Raw genomic sequence first — 15934 nt, forward strand, 5'->3', positions numbered from 1 at the left:
TTGATCCGTTTTCCCTTCCGAGACGTCACCGTAAGTGACATCTGGTGCAAAACGGTAAAACTTACTCGCCCGGCCAGTTCGGCTTCCGCTTCTCGTTGAAGGCCGCCACGCCCTCCGCACGGTCCCCCGAGAAGGCCACCGAACGCCAGGCCGCGTCCTCGACCTCCAGGCCCGCCCGCAGGTCCAGGCCCTGGCCGAGGCGCATGGCCTTCTTCGCCGCGCGCAGCCCGACCGGCGAGTTGACCGCGATCCGCCCGGCGAGCTCCAGGGCTCCCGCCCGCGCATCCTCTGCCAGAAGGTCGATCAGGCCCAGCTCGCGGGCCTCCTCCGCCTCCACCCGGCGGGCCGTGAAGACCAGCTCGGCGGCGCGCGCCGCGCCCACCCGGCGCGGCAGCAGCTGCGTACCGCCGCCGCCGGGGATGACGCCCACGGAGACCTCGGGGAGGCCGACGACGGCGGTCGCGTCGGCCACGATCACGTCGCAGGCGAGCGCCAGCTCGAAGCCGCCGCCGAGGGCGAAGCCGTGCACGGCCGCGACGGTCGGCATCGGCAGTTCCAGGACGCCGGTGTAGGCGGCACGGGCGGTCGGCCGCTGACGGACCAGCTCGGCGTCGGTGAAGGAGTTGCGCTCCTTGAGGTCGGCGCCGACGCAGAAGGCCCGGTCGTTCGAGGAGGTGAGCACGGTGACGCGGACGGAGGCGTCGGCCGCGAGCGCGTCGCAGGCGGCACCGAGGGAGCGGGCCATCTCGGAGGACACGGCGTTCATCGCCTTGGGCCGGTCGAGGACCAGCTCGGCGACGTGCCCGTCCCGCCGGACCACGACGAACTCACCAAAACGCTGCTCGGACATGCCGCACACCCTCCCGATCAAGGTCTGTTAACGGCTGTTAACAGACGTTCACCGGAGATCCTAGGTGGGACGGCGGGTCAGGAGCCAGGGTTCGACGACGCCGAGGCCGCGGACCGGGCGCTGCCACATCGGCTGGAGCGCGAAGCGGTACGTGGCCGCCTGGCGGCCCTCCTTCTCCGCGCGGACGGCCTCCTCGGCGGCCTCCGTCTCCGAGACGGGCGCCTCCCTCGTCCTGGACAGCTCCTCCGCGAGCGCGCCGTCGACGAGGACGGCGTCCTTCGGCGCTATCGAGGTGAGGCGGCTGGCCAGGTTCACGGTGGTGCCGAAGACGTCGCCCATCCGGGTCGTCACGGTGCCGAAGGCGATGCCTACGCGCAGTGCGGGCATCGTCTCGTCGTGGCTGAGGGTCTCGATGAGCCGCAGCGCGATCTCGGCGGCCGTGCCGGCGTCGTCGGCGGCGTACAGGACCTCGTCGCCGAGGGTCTTGATGAGCCGGCCGCCGTGCGCGGCGACCAGGTCGGCGCAGGTGGTCTCGAAGGCCTCGACGAGCTCGCCGAGCTCCTCCTCCTCCAGGCGCCGGGTGAGCCGGGTGAAGCCGACGAGGTCCGCGAAGCCGACGGCGAGCCGCCGGTCGACCATCTCGTCGTCGTCGGCCGCCTGCACGACCCGGCCGGTGGCGGCGGCGAGCTGGCGCCGCCAGACGTAGATGAGGAACTCCTCCAGCTCGGGCAGGAGCAGCTCGACCAGCGGGTACGTCATCTCGGTGCGGGTCATGCCGGGCTCGGGCGGCTCGGTGAGGCCCTCCAGGAAGGAGTCGATCTGCCACTCGGCGAGCCGGGCGGTGGTCTGCCCGGTGGAGCGGGCGACCTGGACGGCCATCGGCTCGCTGAGCAACCCGGCCTCGACGAGACCGGCGAGCCGGCGCAGGGCGAGGACGTCGGCCTCGGTGAGCGCCTTGGCCTGGCCGATGTCGGCGAAGCCCATGGCGCGCCAGAAGCGGGAGGCGAGTTCCATGGAGACGCCGGCGGTGCGGGCGGCCTGGAACGGGGTGTAGCGGCGGTCCGCGCCGAGGATGAGCTGTTCGAGGCGGATGGCGAGCGGGTCGTCGCTCGGCTCGGCCGTGTGGTCGACCTCGTGGTGGGGGGTGGGGTACGTGGGAGGCTCGGGCGCGCCGCCCTCGTTCTCGTCGTCGACGGTCACCGGCCGCCTCCTGCCCGTTCCCTGCCCACTTGCCCTGCCGATCTGTCGCCTGGGATCGCGCTCCACGATACGACAGCTGTGGGCTGGCTCACGCCTTAACGGCTGCCGCCTGTGTTCCGGGGCCTGTCGTGCGGGCCCTCCTGTCGTGCGAGGCCCTTGGGCGCGCGGGCCCTCGGGGTGGCCGGACTGGAGGGCGCCGCGCGCTGGTGGGGTGGGCCCACCCGTCCCGCCCCTGGCGGAACGCATGCCCACACCGGGGGGTCAGGTGGCCGATCGCAGGTGGACGATGTCGCCCGCGCCCACCGCTTCCGTGCCGCCGCCCTCCGTGGCGACGACCAGGCGGCCGTCGCCGTCCAGGGCGACCGCTTCGCCTTCCAGCATGCGTTCGCCGGGGAGGTCGGCCCTGACGCGGCGGCCGAGGGTCGCGCAGCCGGCCGTGTACGCCTCCTGGAGTCCGGAGGCGGCGGGGTCGCCGTCCGCCCGCACCCAGGTCCTGTACCACTCCTCGAAGGAGCGCAGGACGGCCCGCAGGAGGGTGTCGCGGTCGGTGGAGACCGCGTCGGCGAGGAGGAGGGAGCCTGCGGCCGGGACGGGGAGTTCTTCCTCGCGGAGGGTGACGTTGATGCCGAGGCCGACGACGACGCCGTCCGCTCCGGCCCGCTCCGCGAGGATGCCGCCGGTCTTGCGTTCCTCGCCCGCGACGGAAACCAGGAGGTCGTTGGGCCACTTGAGGGAGATGTCGACCCCGGCGGCCTTCGCGAGGCCCGTCGACGCGGCCACGCCGGTGAGCAGCGGGAGCCAGCCCCAGCGCTGGACGGGCACCTCCGGCTTGAGGAGGACGGAGAGGAAGAGCCCGGAGCGTGCGGGGGCCGTCCAGCTGCGGTCGAGGCGGCCGCGGCCGGAGGTCTGCTCCTCGGCGACGAGTACGGCGCCCTCGGGCAGCTCGTCGGCGCGGGCGGTGAGGTCGCTGTTGGTGGATCCGGTGCCGGTGACCACGTCGAGCGAGGTCCACAGGCCCTCGGGAAGGACGAGGGCGCGGCGCAGTGCGGGGGCGTTCAGCGGGGGCCGGTCGAGGTCGGACCAGGGTCCGCCGGAGCCTTGGGAGGACGTCATGCAAGCCAGACTAGGTGTGGCAAAGACCGCAGTGCCGAACCGTATCCGCGTCGATACGCTACGGCTCAGTAGCTGAGCAGTAGCCCATTCGTAGTCAACGAACCCCCCGTGACCAGGCAGGGAGCCGCATCCCGATGTCCGAGCCGGCAGAGCAGTACGAGATCGACATTCACACGACCGCAGGCAAGATCGCGGACCTCAAGCGCCGTATCGACGAGGCCACCCACGCCGGCTCGGAGCGTGCGGTGGAGAAGCAGCACGCGAAGGGCAAGCTGACCGCGCGCGAGCGGATCGCCCTGCTGCTCGACGAGGGTTCCTTCGTCGAGCTGGACGAGCTGGCCCGCCACCGGTCGACCAACTTCGGTCTGGAGAAGAACCGGCCGTACGGAGACGGTGTCGTCACCGGCTACGGCACGGTCGACGGGCGCCCGGTCGCCGTGTTCTCGCAGGACTTCACGGTCTTCGGCGGTGCGCTGGGCGAGACGTACGGCCAGAAGATCATCAAGGTGCTGGACTTCGCGCTGAAGACCGGTTGCCCGGTCGTCGGCATCAACGACTCCGGTGGCGCCCGCATCCAGGAGGGTGTGAGCGCGCTCGGCATGTACGGCGAGATCTTCCGCCGGAACACCCATGCCTCCGGGGTGATCCCGCAGATCTCGCTGATCGTCGGCCCGTGTGCGGGCGGCGCGGTCTACTCCCCCGCGATCACCGACTTCACGGTGATGGTGGACCAGACCTCGCACATGTTCATCACGGGTCCCGACGTCATCAAGACGGTGACCGGCGAGGACGTGGGCTTCGAGGAGCTGGGCGGCGCCCGGACGCACAACTCGACCTCGGGCGTGGCGCACCACATGGCGGGTGACGAGAAGGACGCCATCGAGTACGTGAAGTCCCTGCTGTCCTACCTTCCGTCGAACAACCTCTCGGAGCCGCCGGCCTTCCCGGAGGTCGCGGAGACCGAGGCGACGGACGAGGACCGCGAGCTGGACACGCTGATCCCGGACTCGGCGAACCAGCCGTACGACATGCACAAGGTCATCGAGCACGTCCTGGACGACGGTGAGTTCCTGGAGACGCAGGCGCTGTTCGCGCCGAACATCCTGACCGGTTTCGGCCGTGTCGAGGGCTTCCCGGTGGGTGTCGTCGCGAACCAGCCGATGCAGTTCGCGGGTTGCCTGGACATCGACGCGTCGGAGAAGGCCGCGCGGTTCGTCCGCACCTGCGACGCCTTCAACATCCCGGTCCTGACCTTCGTGGACGTGCCGGGCTTCCTGCCGGGCGTGGACCAGGAGTACGCCGGCATCATCCGGCGCGGCGCGAAGCTGATCTACGCGTACGCGGAGGCCACGGTCCCGCTGATCACGGTCATCACGCGGAAGGCCTTCGGCGGCGCGTACGACGTCATGGGCTCCAAGCACCTGGGCGCGGACCTGAACCTGGCCTGGCCGACGGCGCAGATCGCGGTGATGGGCGCGCAGGGCGCGGTCAACATCCTGCACCGCCGGACGATCGCCGCCGCCGAGGACCAGGATGCGGAGCGGGCGCGGCTGATGCAGGAGTACGAGGACGCCCTGCTGAACCCGTACACGGCGGCCGAGCGCGGCTACATCGACGGGGTGATCCTGCCGTCGGACACGCGCCCGCAGATCGTGAAGGGGCTGCGTCAGCTGCGGACGAAGCGGGAATCGCTGCCCCCGAGGAAGCACGGCAACATCCCGCTCTAGGCCTCCCCGGACCTGACCCTTCAAGGAGTCCACATGATCAAGGTCGTACGAGGAAACCCGACCCCGGAGGAGTTGGCCGCCGCACTGGCGGTGGTTCAGGCCCGGGCCGCGGCGACGGCGGCGGCGTCCGCCGAGAGCGGCGGCCCGGCGGTGCCGGAGGGGTGGTCGGACCCGTCCCGGATCGCGCGTTCGGTACGGCCCCGCCCGGGCCCGCGGGCGTGGGCACGGTCGTACTGGCCGGTGTAGTCGCGGGTCGGCACGCGAGGAAGGGCCGGACTCCCCGGGTGGGGGTCCGGCCCTTCTCGTGTCCCTGTCACCCGTCACGTGCGGCGCAGGAAGACGCCGGCCAGGACGGCTCCGGCCACGACGATGGCGGCGTTGACGAGGACCGCGAGCCCGATGCCGTCGAGGAGCACGGGGGAGGTGACGACGACGGCGCTCATGATCGGGGTGCCCATGGTGATGCCGATCTGCTGGGTCATGGTCGCGAGGCCGGTCGCCGTGCCCTGCTCGTGGTCGGGGATCCCGGAGGTGGCGGTGACCATGAAGCCGACGATCGCGAGCATGTTGCCGACGCCGCCGGCGAAGGTCGCGGCGAGCAGCAGCCAGAGGCTGCCGCGGTCGTCGCCGAGGCCGTAGAGGGCGAGGGTCGCGGCGGCCTGGAGGAGGCCTCCGGCGACGAGGGCGGTACGGGCGCCGAAGCGGCCGATGAAGCGGGAGGCGAACACCCCGCCGAGGACCGTGCCCGCGCCGAGGACGCCGAAGGAGAGGCCGGCGGCGAGCGGGGAGAAGCCGAGGACGTCCTGGAGGTACAGGGTCATCAGGAAGACCAGGGAGGTCTCGGTGACGAAGGCGACGAGCCCGGCGACGTTGCCCCAGACGACGGTGCGGCGGGTGAGGATCCGTACGGGTACCAGGGGCGAGGCGGCCCGCCGCTCGATGAACCAGAAGGCGACGAGCAGGGCGACGCCGAGGACGAGGGCCAGGGGTTCGGTCGTCAGGCCGTAGACCAGGGCGAGGAGTCCGCCGGTGACGGTGATCGCGCCGGGTACGTCGAGGCGGGGCCGGACGGCGGGGCGGCTCTCGGTGAGGACGGCGGGGGCGACGAGGAGGACGGCGAGGGCCACCGGCACGTTGACGAGGAACGCCCAGCGCCAGGAGAGCAGGTCGGTGAGGACGCCGCCGAGGATCGCGCCGGTGGTGAAGCCCGCGGACATGAGGGCTCCGTTGAGACCGAGCGCCCGTGCGCGCAGGGGGCCCTCGGGGAAGGCGGCGGTGAGCAGGGAGAGTCCGGCGGGGGTGACGGCCGCGGTGGCGAGGCCTTGGGCGACGCGGGCCGCCATCAGCATCTCGGGGCCGGTGGCGAGGCCGCCGACGAGGGAGGAGGCGCCGAGGAGCGCCATGCCGCCGAGGAAGAGGCGGCGGCGTCCGACGAGGTCGGCGACGCGCCCGAAGAGCAGGGTGAAGCCGGCGGCGGCGAGGGCGAAGGCGGTGGCGATCCACTGGAGGCCGCCGAGGCTGAAGCCGAGTCCTTGACCGATGACGGGCAGTGCGACGTTCAGGATCGAGAAGTCGACGGCCAGCATGAACTGGGCGACGAGGAGGACGACGAGGACGAGCCGCATCCGGCCGGTCATCCGGGTGTCCGGGTGTTCCGTGGAGGTGGGAGTGGGTGTGGGGAGATCGAGGGCAACCATGAGCGCGACCCCTTAATGGGAGACTGGTTCCGTTAAGATGTCCCGTACCGTAGCAGAGTCGATGGCGTTAATGGAACAGGAGACCCATTTGACCGAGAGCCAGCCGGCCTCGCCCGGCACCCTGCGTCCCGGCGGCCGCACCGCGAAGGTCCGCAGGGCCGTCCTCGACGCCACCCAGGACGCCCTCGCCGACACCGGCTTCCACGCCCTGAACATGGACCGGATCGCCGCGACCGCGGGCGTCGGCAAAACGACCGTGTACCGCCGCTGGGGCTCGCCCGTCGGCCTGGTCACCGACCTCCTGCACGACATGGCCGAGCAGTCCCTGCCCGCCTCCGACACCGGCAGCCTCGCGGGCGACCTGCGGGCCAACGCCGAACTCGTACGGGACACCCTCACCGACCCCCGGATGGGCGCCGTCTTCCGCGCGGTCATCGCCGCGGCCGCCTGCGACGAGGAGTGCGCCCGCGCGCTCGCCGACTTCTACCGGACCAGGCTCGGCGAATGGGCGCCCGTCGTCGCCAAGGGCGCCACCCGCGGCGAGATCCCGGCGGAGACGGACCCGACGGAGCTGCTCCGCGCCGTCTCCGCGCCGCTGTACTACCGCTTCACCGTCACCCGCGAGGAACTCACCGGGGAAGTGACGGAACGGGCGGTCACGGCGGCCCTCGCGGCGGCGCGGGACGGGGTGTTCATCCGGGCGCGGCCCTGAGGCGACCTTCCGTTCGTCCGCGAATAGTCCTTCGACACCGGGGCGGCTGAGTATCCGTACTCAGGCGCCCCGCCCGTCGCACCCGCAGGATCGGAGGCATGCTGTGGTCGGACCCGAAGAATCAGCCGCCGAAGTTCCTGCGCGACATGCAGGCGAAGCTTCGCCGCGCGGGCATACTGCTCGCCCTGGCGATGGTGGTGGCGATGTTCGTGGTCAACGCGCGCTGACGCCCCGGCCCACCTCGACGGGCTCCCACGGGCTTCGGCGGGCCTTCGACGCGAAGGGGGCCCCGCGACTGGCTACGCTGCCCCCATGACTGCTGATCCGCGCCGTGTCGTGCTCGCCTCCGCCTCCCCCGCCCGCCTCAACCTGCTCCGGCAGGCCGGGCTCGCCCCCGAGGTGATCGTGAGCGGGGTCGACGAGGACAAGCTGCACGCCCCGACCCCGGCCGAGCTCGCGCTCGCCCTCGCGGAGGCGAAGGCCGCCCATGTGGCCGCCCGGCCCGAGGTGTTCGGCGCCCTGGTCATCGGCTGCGACTCGGTCCTGGAGCTCGACAAGCAGGCCCTCGGCAAGCCGGCGGACGCCGAGGAGGCCACCGCCCGCTGGAAGGCGATGCGCGGCCGGGTCGGCATCCTCCAGACCGGCCACTGCGTGTACGACACGGCCGCCAAGCGCTACGAGTCGGCGACGGCCTCCACCGTGGTCCGCTTCGGCGAGCCGACGGACGACGAGATCGCGGCGTACGTGGCGAGCGGCGAACCGCTGCACGTGGCGGGCGCGTTCACCCTGGACGGGCGCTCGGCGCCGTTCATCGACGGCATCGACGGCGACCCGGGCAATGTGATCGGCCTGTCGCTGCCGCTGCTGCGCACGCTCCTCGGGAAGCTGGGCGTGCAGATCACCGACCTCTGGACCTGAGGGCCGCGGAACGTCGGCGCCGGTGGCCGTCCCGGCCCGCCCGGCGGCGGTTACGCGGGCGCCGGCGCTTCCTCGCGGGGTTCCTCGCGGCGCTCTTCCCCGCGGTGCTCGGCACTCTTGCCGTACGCCACGAGGGTGAGCACGATCAGGCCGAGTACGAGCATCATGAAGGCGAAGGCGCCCCAGCCGATCAGGCCGAGGGTGACCGCGCCGAGGAGGCCGTGCACGACCGCGCAGCCGATGAGCAGGCCCCGGCCGATCCGGCCGGGCCGGCGGTCGCGGATGCCCGCGACGAGGGCGACGAGGCCGCACAGGGCGAGGGCGACGCCGGAGCCGATGCCCAGCGCCCAGGTGCCGGTGTACATCGCGTCGGGGTCCATGCCGTCGAGGGACATCGTCTGGACCTTGACGAACCGTGCCATCACGGCGTTGATCGCGACGATCCCGGGTGCCTCGAGGAACAGCACCGCCGCCGTCACGAGAGCTATCGGTCTGCGGGCCACCTCGGCCACCCCCTGCATACGACTGTTACCGACAGTACGATCGACAGCGCGAAGGCTACTGGCCGGTAAACCTCTGGACAAGAGTGCGCACACGACCGGCGACGGCGGACGGCAGGGCAAAGAATCACTGGGCCATTCGTAGGGACTCGACAAAGAAACCCGAATGGCGACTGGCCGCATGAACAGAGACCTGCGCCACACCTCGGAGCTACTGTGCCGTAAAGGAACCCTGCGTACCGTGGTGCGACAAGGGAATTCACGACCCGAGCAGGCCCGGGGTCACGCTCCGTGTGGGCAAGCTCACCACTGGGGACGGGTCGAAAGGCCGTGTCGGCAGTCCCTAAACTCAGCTTGTTTCAAGGAGGGAGCCATCGTGCGCAAGGTGCTCATCGCCAACCGTGGCGAAATCGCTGTCCGTGTGGCCCGGGCGTGCCGGGATGCGGGTATCGGCAGCGTGGCCGTGTACGCCGAGCCGGACCGGGATGCTCTGCATGTCCGGGCGGCTGATGAGGCGTTCGCTCTGGGCGGTGACACTCCGGCGACCAGTTATCTGGACATGGCGAAGGTGTTGCAGGCGGCGAAGGACTCGGGTGCGGACGCGGTCCACCCCGGTTACGGGTTCCTTTCGGAGAACGCCGAGTTCGCGCAGGCCGTGCTGGACGCGGGTCTGACGTGGATCGGTCCGCCGCCGCAGGCGATCCGTGATCTGGGTGACAAGGTGGCGGCCCGTCACATCGCCCAGCGTGCCGGTGCCCCGCTCGTCGCGGGCACCCCCGACCCGGTCTCGGGTGCGGATGAGGTCGTGGCGTTCGCCGAGGAGCACGGGCTGCCGATCGCGATCAAGGCCGCCTTCGGCGGCGGTGGCCGTGGTCTGAAGGTCGCCCGGACGCTGGAGGAGGTCCCCGAGCTGTACGACTCGGCCGTGCGTGAGGCCGTTGCCGCGTTCGGCCGGGGCGAGTGCTTCGTCGAGCGCTACCTCGACAAGCCCCGCCACGTCGAGACGCAGTGCCTGGCCGACTCCCACGGCAACGTGGTCGTCGTCTCCACCCGTGACTGCTCGCTGCAGCGCCGCCACCAGAAGCTGGTGGAGGAGGCCCCCGCGCCGTTCCTGTCCGAGGCGCAGAACGCCGAGCTGTACGCGGCGTCCAAGGCGATCCTGAAGGAAGCCGGCTACGTCGGCGCCGGCACGGTCGAGTTCCTCGTCGGCACCGACGGCACGATCTCCTTCCTGGAGGTCAACACCCGCCTCCAGGTCGAACACCCGGTCACCGAAGAGGTCACCGGCATCGACCTCGTCCGCGAGATGTTCCGCATCGCCGACGGCGAAGAACTCGGCTACGGCGACCCCGAGATCCGCGGCCACTCCTTCGAGTTCCGCATCAACGGCGAGGACCCGGGCCGCGGCTTCCTGCCCGCCCCCGGCACCGTCACCCTCTTCGCCCCGCCGACCGGCCCCGGCGTCCGCCTCGACGCGGGCGTGGAGTCCGGCTCGGTGATCGGCCCGGCCTGGGACTCGCTCCTCGCCAAGCTGATCGTGACGGGTGCCACCCGCGAGCAGGCCCTGCAGCGCGCCGCCCGCGCGCTCGGCGAGTTCAAGGTCGAGGGCATGGCCACCGCCATCCCCTTCCACCAGGCCGTCGTCGTCGACCCCGACTTCACCGCAGACCCCTTCCGGGTCCACACCCGGTGGATCGAGACCGAGTTCGTCAACGACATCAAGCCCTTCGCCCCCGCCGGCGCCGATGCCGACGAGGACGAGACCGGTCGCGAGACGATCGTCGTCGAGGTCGGCGGCAAGCGCCTCGAGGTCTCGCTGCCGTCCTCGCTGGGGATGACCCTGGCCCGCACCGGCCTCGCCGCGGGTGCGAAGCCGAAGCGCCGCGCCGCCAAGAAGTCCGGCCCGGCCGCCTCCGGCGACACCCTCGCCTCCCCGATGCAGGGCACGATCGTCAAGATCGCGGTCGAGGAGGGCCAGGAGGTCAAGGAAGGCGACCTGATCGTCGTCCTGGAGGCCATGAAGATGGAGCAGCCGCTCAACGCCCACCGCTCCGGCACCATCAAGGGCCTGGCCGCCGAGGTCGGCGCCTCGGTCACCTCGGGCGCCGCGATCTGCGACATCAAGGACTGACCGTCGCACCAAGTACGGTACGAAGGGCCCGCAGGCAACCGCCTGCGGGCCCTTCGTCGAGGGGAGGGCCTTCACCCATGCGAGCCGACGCACGGCGCAACCACGAGCGGCTGCTCACCGAAGCCCGTGTCACCTTCGCCGAACAGGGCGCCGACGCGCCCCTGGAGGAGATCGCGCGCCGCGCGGGCGTGGGGATCGGCACCCTCTACCGTCATTTCCCCACCCGGGCCGAGCTGCTGAACGCCGTCTTCCAGGAAGCCCTGACGGAGCTCCTGGACCGCTCGGGGGAGCTGGCCGAGGCCGAGGAGCCGTGCCGGGCGCTCGTCGAGTGGCTGCGGGCCCTGATCGCCCACGCGGGCGAGTACCGGGGGCTCGCGCACGCGCTGATGTCCGCCTCGTACGACCGGAGTTCGGCGCTCGCGCAGTGCAGCGATCCGCTGCGCGCGGCGGGTGAGCGGCTGCTCGGGCGCGCCCGGGAGGCGGGCCAGGTGCGCGCCGACGTGTCGATCGGCGACCTGATGCAGCTGACCAACGCGATCGCGCTGGCGGCGGAACAGTGTCCGGAGGACGCGGAGTTGGCGGATCGCCTGCTGGAGCTGACGCTTCGGGGCATCAAGGCGTGAGGTGACGGCTGCCGCCGTGGCGAGGAAGGTTCGGCGGAGCGCGGGACCCCTGGGGGAGGGCCCGCGGGCTCAGCGGCGCCGCATGTCGGCGACCCGCGCCGTGCGCTCCAGTGTCTCGGCGGCCATCCCTCCGCCCGGTCCCCGGAACTGACCGGCCGCCATCCGGCCGCGCTGCACCGGGAGCGGCATGTCACGGCGGGGCCGGGCGCCCGGGGGGACCTGGTCACCGCCGGTGGGGCCGGCGGCGGCGCCCGTACCGGCGACGGCGATGTGCACGCCCTGGTCGGCGAGGGCCTGGAGCTCGGTGGCGGCCCGGTCGTCGTGGGCGGGCGGTTCGTCGGTCACCAGGCGGGTGATGACGTCCGTGGGCACCGTCTGGAACATGGTGTCGGAGCCGAGCTTGGTGTGGTCGGCGAGGACCACGACCTCGGCCGCCGCCTGGACGAGTGCCCGGTCCACGCTCGCGGAGAGCATGTTGGACGTGGACAGGCCGCGCTCGGCGGTGAGTCCGCTTCCGGAGAGGAAGGCGCGGGAGACCCGGAGGCCCTGGAGCGACTGCTCGGCCCCGCTGCCCACCAGGGCGTAGTTGGAGCCACGGAGGGTTCCCCCGGTCATGACGACCTCGACCCGGTTGGCGTGGGCGAGGGCCTGGGCGACCAGGAGCGAGTTGGTGACCACGGTCAGACCGGGCACGCGGGCGAGCCGGCGTGCCAGCTCCTGCGTGGTCGTCCCGGCGCCGACGACGATGGCCTCGCCTTCTTCGACGAGGCTCGCGGCGACGTCGGCGATGGCCGTCTTCTCCGCGGTCGCGAGATGGGATTTCTGCGGGAAGCCGGATTCTCGCGTGAATCCGCCCGGCAACACCGCACCGCCGTGCCGGCGGTCGAGGAGTCCTTCTGCCTCAAGGGCCCGTACGTCTCTCCGTACGGTCACTTCAGAGGTCTGGACGACGCGGGCGAGCTCGCGGAGCGACACGGCCCCATTGGCTCGCACCATTTCGAGGATCAACTGGCGACGTTCTGCAGCGAACACGAAACTGACAGTAACGTGACCGGCCGATACTTTTCAGCACTATGCGCCGAATTACAGAAGATGCACACAGACGGGGCCTCCAAGTGGTATGGGAGGCCCCGCCGTTGATTCGTCATGCGCCAGGGCTATGCCCTGCCTTGCCGGGGGTTGTCCGAGTCGGCGAACCGTTCCCGCAGGCGGGAGCCGTGCGCCGGACGTCGATCCGGCGGGCTGTCACGCCTCGCCCGCGGACTTCCGGGTGTGCAACTGCCGTGCCACTTCCGCGATCGAACCCGAAAGGGAGGGGTACACGGTGAAAGCATTTGCGATCTGTTCGACCGTCAGATTGTTGTCGACCGCGATCGAGATCGGATGGATCAGTTCGCTCGCCTTCGGCGCGACGACACAGCCGCCGACCACGATGCCGGTGCCCGGACGGCAGAAGATCTTGACGAAGCCGTCCCGGATGCCCTGCATCTTCGCGCGCGGGTTGCGCAGCAGCGGCAGCTTGACGACCTTGGCGTCGATCTTGCCCGCGTCCACATCTGCCTGCGTGTAGCCGACGGTGGCGATCTCGGGGTCGGTGAAGACGTTCGACGAGACCGTCTTCAGGTTGAGCGGGGCCACCGCGTCGCCGAGGAAGTGGTACATCGCGATACGGCCCTGCATCGCGGCCACGGAGGCGAGCGCGAAGACACCGGTCACGTCACCCGCCGCGTACACGCCGGGGGCGGTCGTACGGGAGACCTTGTCGGTCCAGATGTGACCGGAGTCCTTCAGTTTGACCCCCGCCTCCTCCAGACCCATTCCGGCCGAATTCGGGATCGCGCCGACCGCCATCAGACAGTGCGTACCGGAGATGACCCGGCCGTCCGCGAGGGTGACCTCGACCCGGTCGCCGACCCGCTTGGCGGACTCGGCGCGGGAGCGGGCCATGACGTTCATGCCGCGGCGGCGGAAGACGTCCTCCAGGACGGCGGCGGCGTCCGGGTCCTCGCCCGGCAGCACGCGGTCACGGGAGGAGACCAGGGTGACCCGGGAGCCGAGCGCCTGGTAGGCACCGGCGAACTCGGCACCCGTCACACCGGAACCGACCACGATGAGCTCCTCGGGGAGCTCCTTCAGGTCGTAGACCTGCGTCCAGTTCAGGATGCGCTCGCCGTCCGGCTTGGCGTCCGGCACCTCGCGCGGGTGGCCGCCGGTCGCGATGAGCACGGCGTCCGCGGTCAGCGTCTCCTCCGTGCCGTCGGCGGCCGTGACGATCACCTGGCGCGAGCCGTCCATCGCCTGCCGGCCGGAGAGCCGGCCGCGGCCGCGCAGCACGCGGGCGCCCGCCCTGGTGACGGAGGCGGTGATGTCGTGCGACTGGGCGAGCGCCAGGCGCTTCACCCGTCGGTTGACCTTGCCGAGGTCCACGCCCACCACACGGGCCGCCTGCTCCACGTGCGGGGTGTCGTCCGCGACGATGATGCCCAGCTCCTCGTACGAGGAGTCGAAGGTGGTCATCACCTCGGCGGTGGCGATCAGGGTCTTGGAGGGAACGCAGTCGGTCAGGACGGACGCGCCGCCGAGGCCGTCGCAGTCGACGACGGTCACCTCCGCGCCGAGTTGGGCGCCCACCAGGGCCGCCTCGTATCCGCCGGGTCCGCCGCCGATGATCACGATCCGGGTCACTGGGATCTACGCCTCGCGCTCTCGTTCTGCCGGGGGGTCCCCCCGCTGGGATGCAGTGCGTACGCCATTGTCCCGCACGCTTCAAGTGCGTACCCCATTCTCCCGCACGCCCGGCGCGGCCTCACGCCGGGGCCTCCGAAGGGACGGCCGCCCCCGGGCAGGGCTCCCCCGGGGCCCTCACCTCGGAGTTCGGCGGACACCCCGCCCCCTCCCGTACCCTCGGTCCCATGTCGCTCTACGCCGCTTTCGCCGGCAACCTCGACGCGCGGCTGATGAGCCGCCGCGCACCGCACTCCCCGCTGCGCGGCACCGGCTGGCTGAACGGCTGGCGGCTGACCTTCGGCGGCGAGCAGATGGGCTGGGAGGGAGCGCTGGCCACCATCGTGGAGGCCCCCCGCTCCCAGGTCTTCGTGGCGCTCTACGACATCGCGCCGATGGACGAGGACTCCATGGACCGCTGGGAGGGCGTCGGCCTCGACATCTACCGCCGGATGCGGGTCCGGGTGCACACCCTGGACGGCGAGGAGCCGGCCTGGGTGTACGTCCTCAACGCGTACGAGGGCGGCCTGCCGTCCGCGCGGTACCTGGGCGAGGTGGCCGACGCGGCCGAGTCCGCGGGCGCGCCGCACGACTACGTGATGGAGTTGCGCAAGCGCCCCTGCTGAGCCGCCCCGCCGGCGGTGCCGCCCGAAGAGCGCCCGCCGACCGGTGTCCGCCGGAAGGTGTACGAACTGCCGACGCGCGGGGACGAGGGTGAGCGTGCTCCATTCGTCGGAAACGACAAGACAACGATCGCATGTCCGTCGGCATCGTCATCTACGCGCGTAGGCAAACTCCGGATACGCTTCTGCGCGTATCAAATCCGTCCGGGGCCAACCTCGGACCCCCCTCCCCGAGGCGAGAGAGTCAGTGAACGCAACTGCCACCCCGTACGAGGCCGCCGAGGCCGCTGCCGCACGTCTTCGCGAGCTGACCGGCGTCGAGAACCACGACGTCGCCCTGGTCATGGGCTCGGGCTGGGCGCCCGCCGTCGACGCGCTCGGCGCTCCCGAGGCCGAGTTCCCGGTGACCGACCTGCCCGGCTTCCCGCCGCCCGCCGTCGAGGGCCACGGCGGCAAGATCCGCTCGTACAAGATCGGTGAGAAGCGCGCCCTCGTCTTCCTCGGCCGCACCCACTTCTACGAGGGCCGCGGTGTCGCCTCCGTCGCCCACGGCGTCCGCACCGCCGTCGCCGCCGGCTGCAAGACGATCATCCTGACCAACGGCTGCGGCGGCCTGCGCGAGGGCATGCGCCCGGGCCAGCCGGTCCTCATCAGCGACCACCTCAACCTGACGGCGGCCTCCCCGATCGTCGGCGCGAACTTCGTGGACCTCACCGACCTGTACTCGCCGCGGCTGCGCGCGCTGTGCAAGGAGGTCGACGAGACCCTCGAAGAGGGCGTCTACGTGCAGTTCCCCGGGCCGCACTACGAGACCCCGGCCGAGATCAACATGGTCCGCGTGCTCGGCGGCGACCTCGTCGGCATGTCCACCGTCCTGGAAGCCATCGCCGCGCGCGAGGCGGGTGCCGAGGTCCTCGGCATCTCCCTGGTCACCAACCTGGCGGCGGGGCTCTCGGGCGAGCCGCTGAACCACGAAGAGGTGCTGCAGGCGGGGCGGGACTCGGCGGCGCGGATGGGTGAGCTCCTGACGCGCGTCCTGGACCGGATCTGAGTTCCTCCCCACCCCGCCCCTTCCCGTGACCGGGGCTCCGCCCCCGGACCCCCGCGCCTCGAACT

Annotated in this window: 16 protein-coding genes; 9 read left to right on the forward strand and 7 right to left on the reverse strand. The window is 71.6% G+C overall.

Annotation, left to right across the window (positions count from 1 at the left end):
* Positions 1-61: 61 nt before the first annotated feature.
* The 3 genes from OG259_RS15965 to OG259_RS15975 all read right to left on the reverse strand — a co-directional run bounded on the left by OG259_RS15965 (position 62) and on the right by OG259_RS15975 (position 3163).
* Entirely contained in the window at positions 62-850 is a 789-nt protein-coding gene (locus OG259_RS15965; protein ID WP_328942888.1) for an enoyl-CoA hydratase/isomerase family protein, read from the reverse strand.
* A 60-nt stretch (positions 851-910) separates the two neighbouring features.
* Positions 911-2050: an adenylate/guanylate cyclase domain-containing protein gene (locus OG259_RS15970; RefSeq protein ID WP_328942889.1), complete on the reverse strand. Its 1140-nt coding sequence runs from the start codon at positions 2048-2050 to the stop codon at positions 911-913.
* A 261-nt stretch (positions 2051-2311) separates the two neighbouring features.
* A complete protein-coding gene (locus tag OG259_RS15975; RefSeq protein WP_328942890.1) occupies positions 2312-3163 on the reverse strand; it encodes a biotin--[acetyl-CoA-carboxylase] ligase in 852 nt (283 codons plus the stop codon).
* Between the two features lie 134 nt (positions 3164-3297).
* Between OG259_RS15975 and OG259_RS15980 the strand changes: the two genes are divergently transcribed.
* Both OG259_RS15980 and OG259_RS15985 read left to right on the forward strand, forming a co-directional pair.
* A complete protein-coding gene (locus OG259_RS15980) occupies positions 3298-4890 on the forward strand; it encodes an acyl-CoA carboxylase subunit beta (RefSeq protein WP_328942891.1) in 1593 nt (530 codons plus the stop codon).
* A 33-nt stretch (positions 4891-4923) separates the two neighbouring features.
* The gene (locus OG259_RS15985) at positions 4924-5136 is read left to right on the forward strand and encodes an acyl-CoA carboxylase subunit epsilon (protein WP_030223749.1); all 213 of its coding nucleotides are present in this window, start codon (positions 4924-4926) and stop codon (positions 5134-5136) included.
* 74 nt (positions 5137-5210) lie between these two features.
* Here the strand turns inward: OG259_RS15985 and OG259_RS15990 are convergent, their stop codons facing one another.
* Positions 5211-6587 carry an MFS transporter gene (locus tag OG259_RS15990; RefSeq protein WP_328942892.1) on the reverse strand — a complete coding sequence of 459 codons (1377 nt, stop codon included), beginning with the start codon at positions 6585-6587 and terminating at the stop codon, positions 5211-5213.
* A 37-nt stretch (positions 6588-6624) separates the two neighbouring features.
* Here OG259_RS15990 and OG259_RS15995 point away from each other — a divergent pair, with 37 nt between their 5' ends.
* The 3 genes from OG259_RS15995 (at position 6625) to OG259_RS16005 (ending at position 8217) form a co-directional block, all read left to right on the forward strand.
* Positions 6625-7299 (forward strand): TetR/AcrR family transcriptional regulator, encoded by a 675-nt coding sequence (locus OG259_RS15995; RefSeq protein WP_443051975.1) that lies wholly within the window; start codon positions 6625-6627, stop codon positions 7297-7299.
* 98 nt (positions 7300-7397) lie between these two features.
* Positions 7398-7526, forward strand: a complete 129-nt coding sequence (gene mmpB, locus OG259_RS16000) for a morphogenic membrane protein MmpB (protein WP_328942894.1) — start codon at positions 7398-7400, stop codon at positions 7524-7526.
* A gap of 85 nt (positions 7527-7611) precedes the next feature.
* Positions 7612-8217 (forward strand): nucleoside triphosphate pyrophosphatase, encoded by a 606-nt coding sequence (locus tag OG259_RS16005; RefSeq protein WP_328942895.1) that lies wholly within the window; start codon positions 7612-7614, stop codon positions 8215-8217.
* Between the two features lie 50 nt (positions 8218-8267).
* Here the strand turns inward: OG259_RS16005 and OG259_RS16010 are convergent, their stop codons facing one another.
* Positions 8268-8738, reverse strand: a complete 471-nt coding sequence (locus OG259_RS16010; RefSeq protein WP_328942896.1) for a hypothetical protein — start codon at positions 8736-8738, stop codon at positions 8268-8270.
* Positions 8739-9093: 355 nt separating this feature from the next.
* On the opposite strand from OG259_RS16010, the gene OG259_RS16015 reads away from it, so the two are divergent.
* Together OG259_RS16015 and OG259_RS16020 are read left to right on the forward strand one after the other, a co-directional pair.
* On the forward strand, positions 9094-10848 hold the full coding sequence (locus tag OG259_RS16015; protein ID WP_328942897.1) for an acetyl/propionyl/methylcrotonyl-CoA carboxylase subunit alpha: 1755 nt from the start codon (positions 9094-9096) through the stop codon (positions 10846-10848).
* Positions 10849-10925: 77 nt separating this feature from the next.
* Entirely contained in the window at positions 10926-11471 is a 546-nt protein-coding gene (locus OG259_RS16020; protein ID WP_328942898.1) for a TetR/AcrR family transcriptional regulator, read from the forward strand.
* 69 nt (positions 11472-11540) lie between these two features.
* On the opposite strand, the gene OG259_RS16025 is transcribed toward OG259_RS16020, so the two are convergent.
* Complete coding sequence (locus OG259_RS16025) at positions 11541-12467, reverse strand: DeoR/GlpR family DNA-binding transcription regulator (RefSeq protein ID WP_443052129.1); 927 nt, start codon at positions 12465-12467, stop codon at positions 11541-11543.
* Between the two features lie 249 nt (positions 12468-12716).
* Complete coding sequence (locus OG259_RS16030) at positions 12717-14156, reverse strand: NAD(P)H-quinone dehydrogenase (protein ID WP_266895874.1); 1440 nt, start codon at positions 14154-14156, stop codon at positions 12717-12719.
* A 227-nt stretch (positions 14157-14383) separates the two neighbouring features.
* On the opposite strand from OG259_RS16030, the gene OG259_RS16035 reads away from it, so the two are divergent.
* Positions 14384-14821, forward strand: a complete 438-nt coding sequence (locus OG259_RS16035; RefSeq protein ID WP_017239758.1) for a gamma-glutamylcyclotransferase — start codon at positions 14384-14386, stop codon at positions 14819-14821.
* Positions 14822-15065: 244 nt separating this feature from the next.
* Entirely contained in the window at positions 15066-15869 is an 804-nt protein-coding gene (locus OG259_RS16040; protein ID WP_266895866.1) for a purine-nucleoside phosphorylase, read from the forward strand.
* Positions 15870-15934: the final 65 nt, after the last annotated feature.

Source organism: Streptomyces sp. NBC_00250 (assembly GCF_036192275.1).
Lineage (GTDB): Bacteria > Actinomycetota > Actinomycetes > Streptomycetales > Streptomycetaceae > Streptomyces.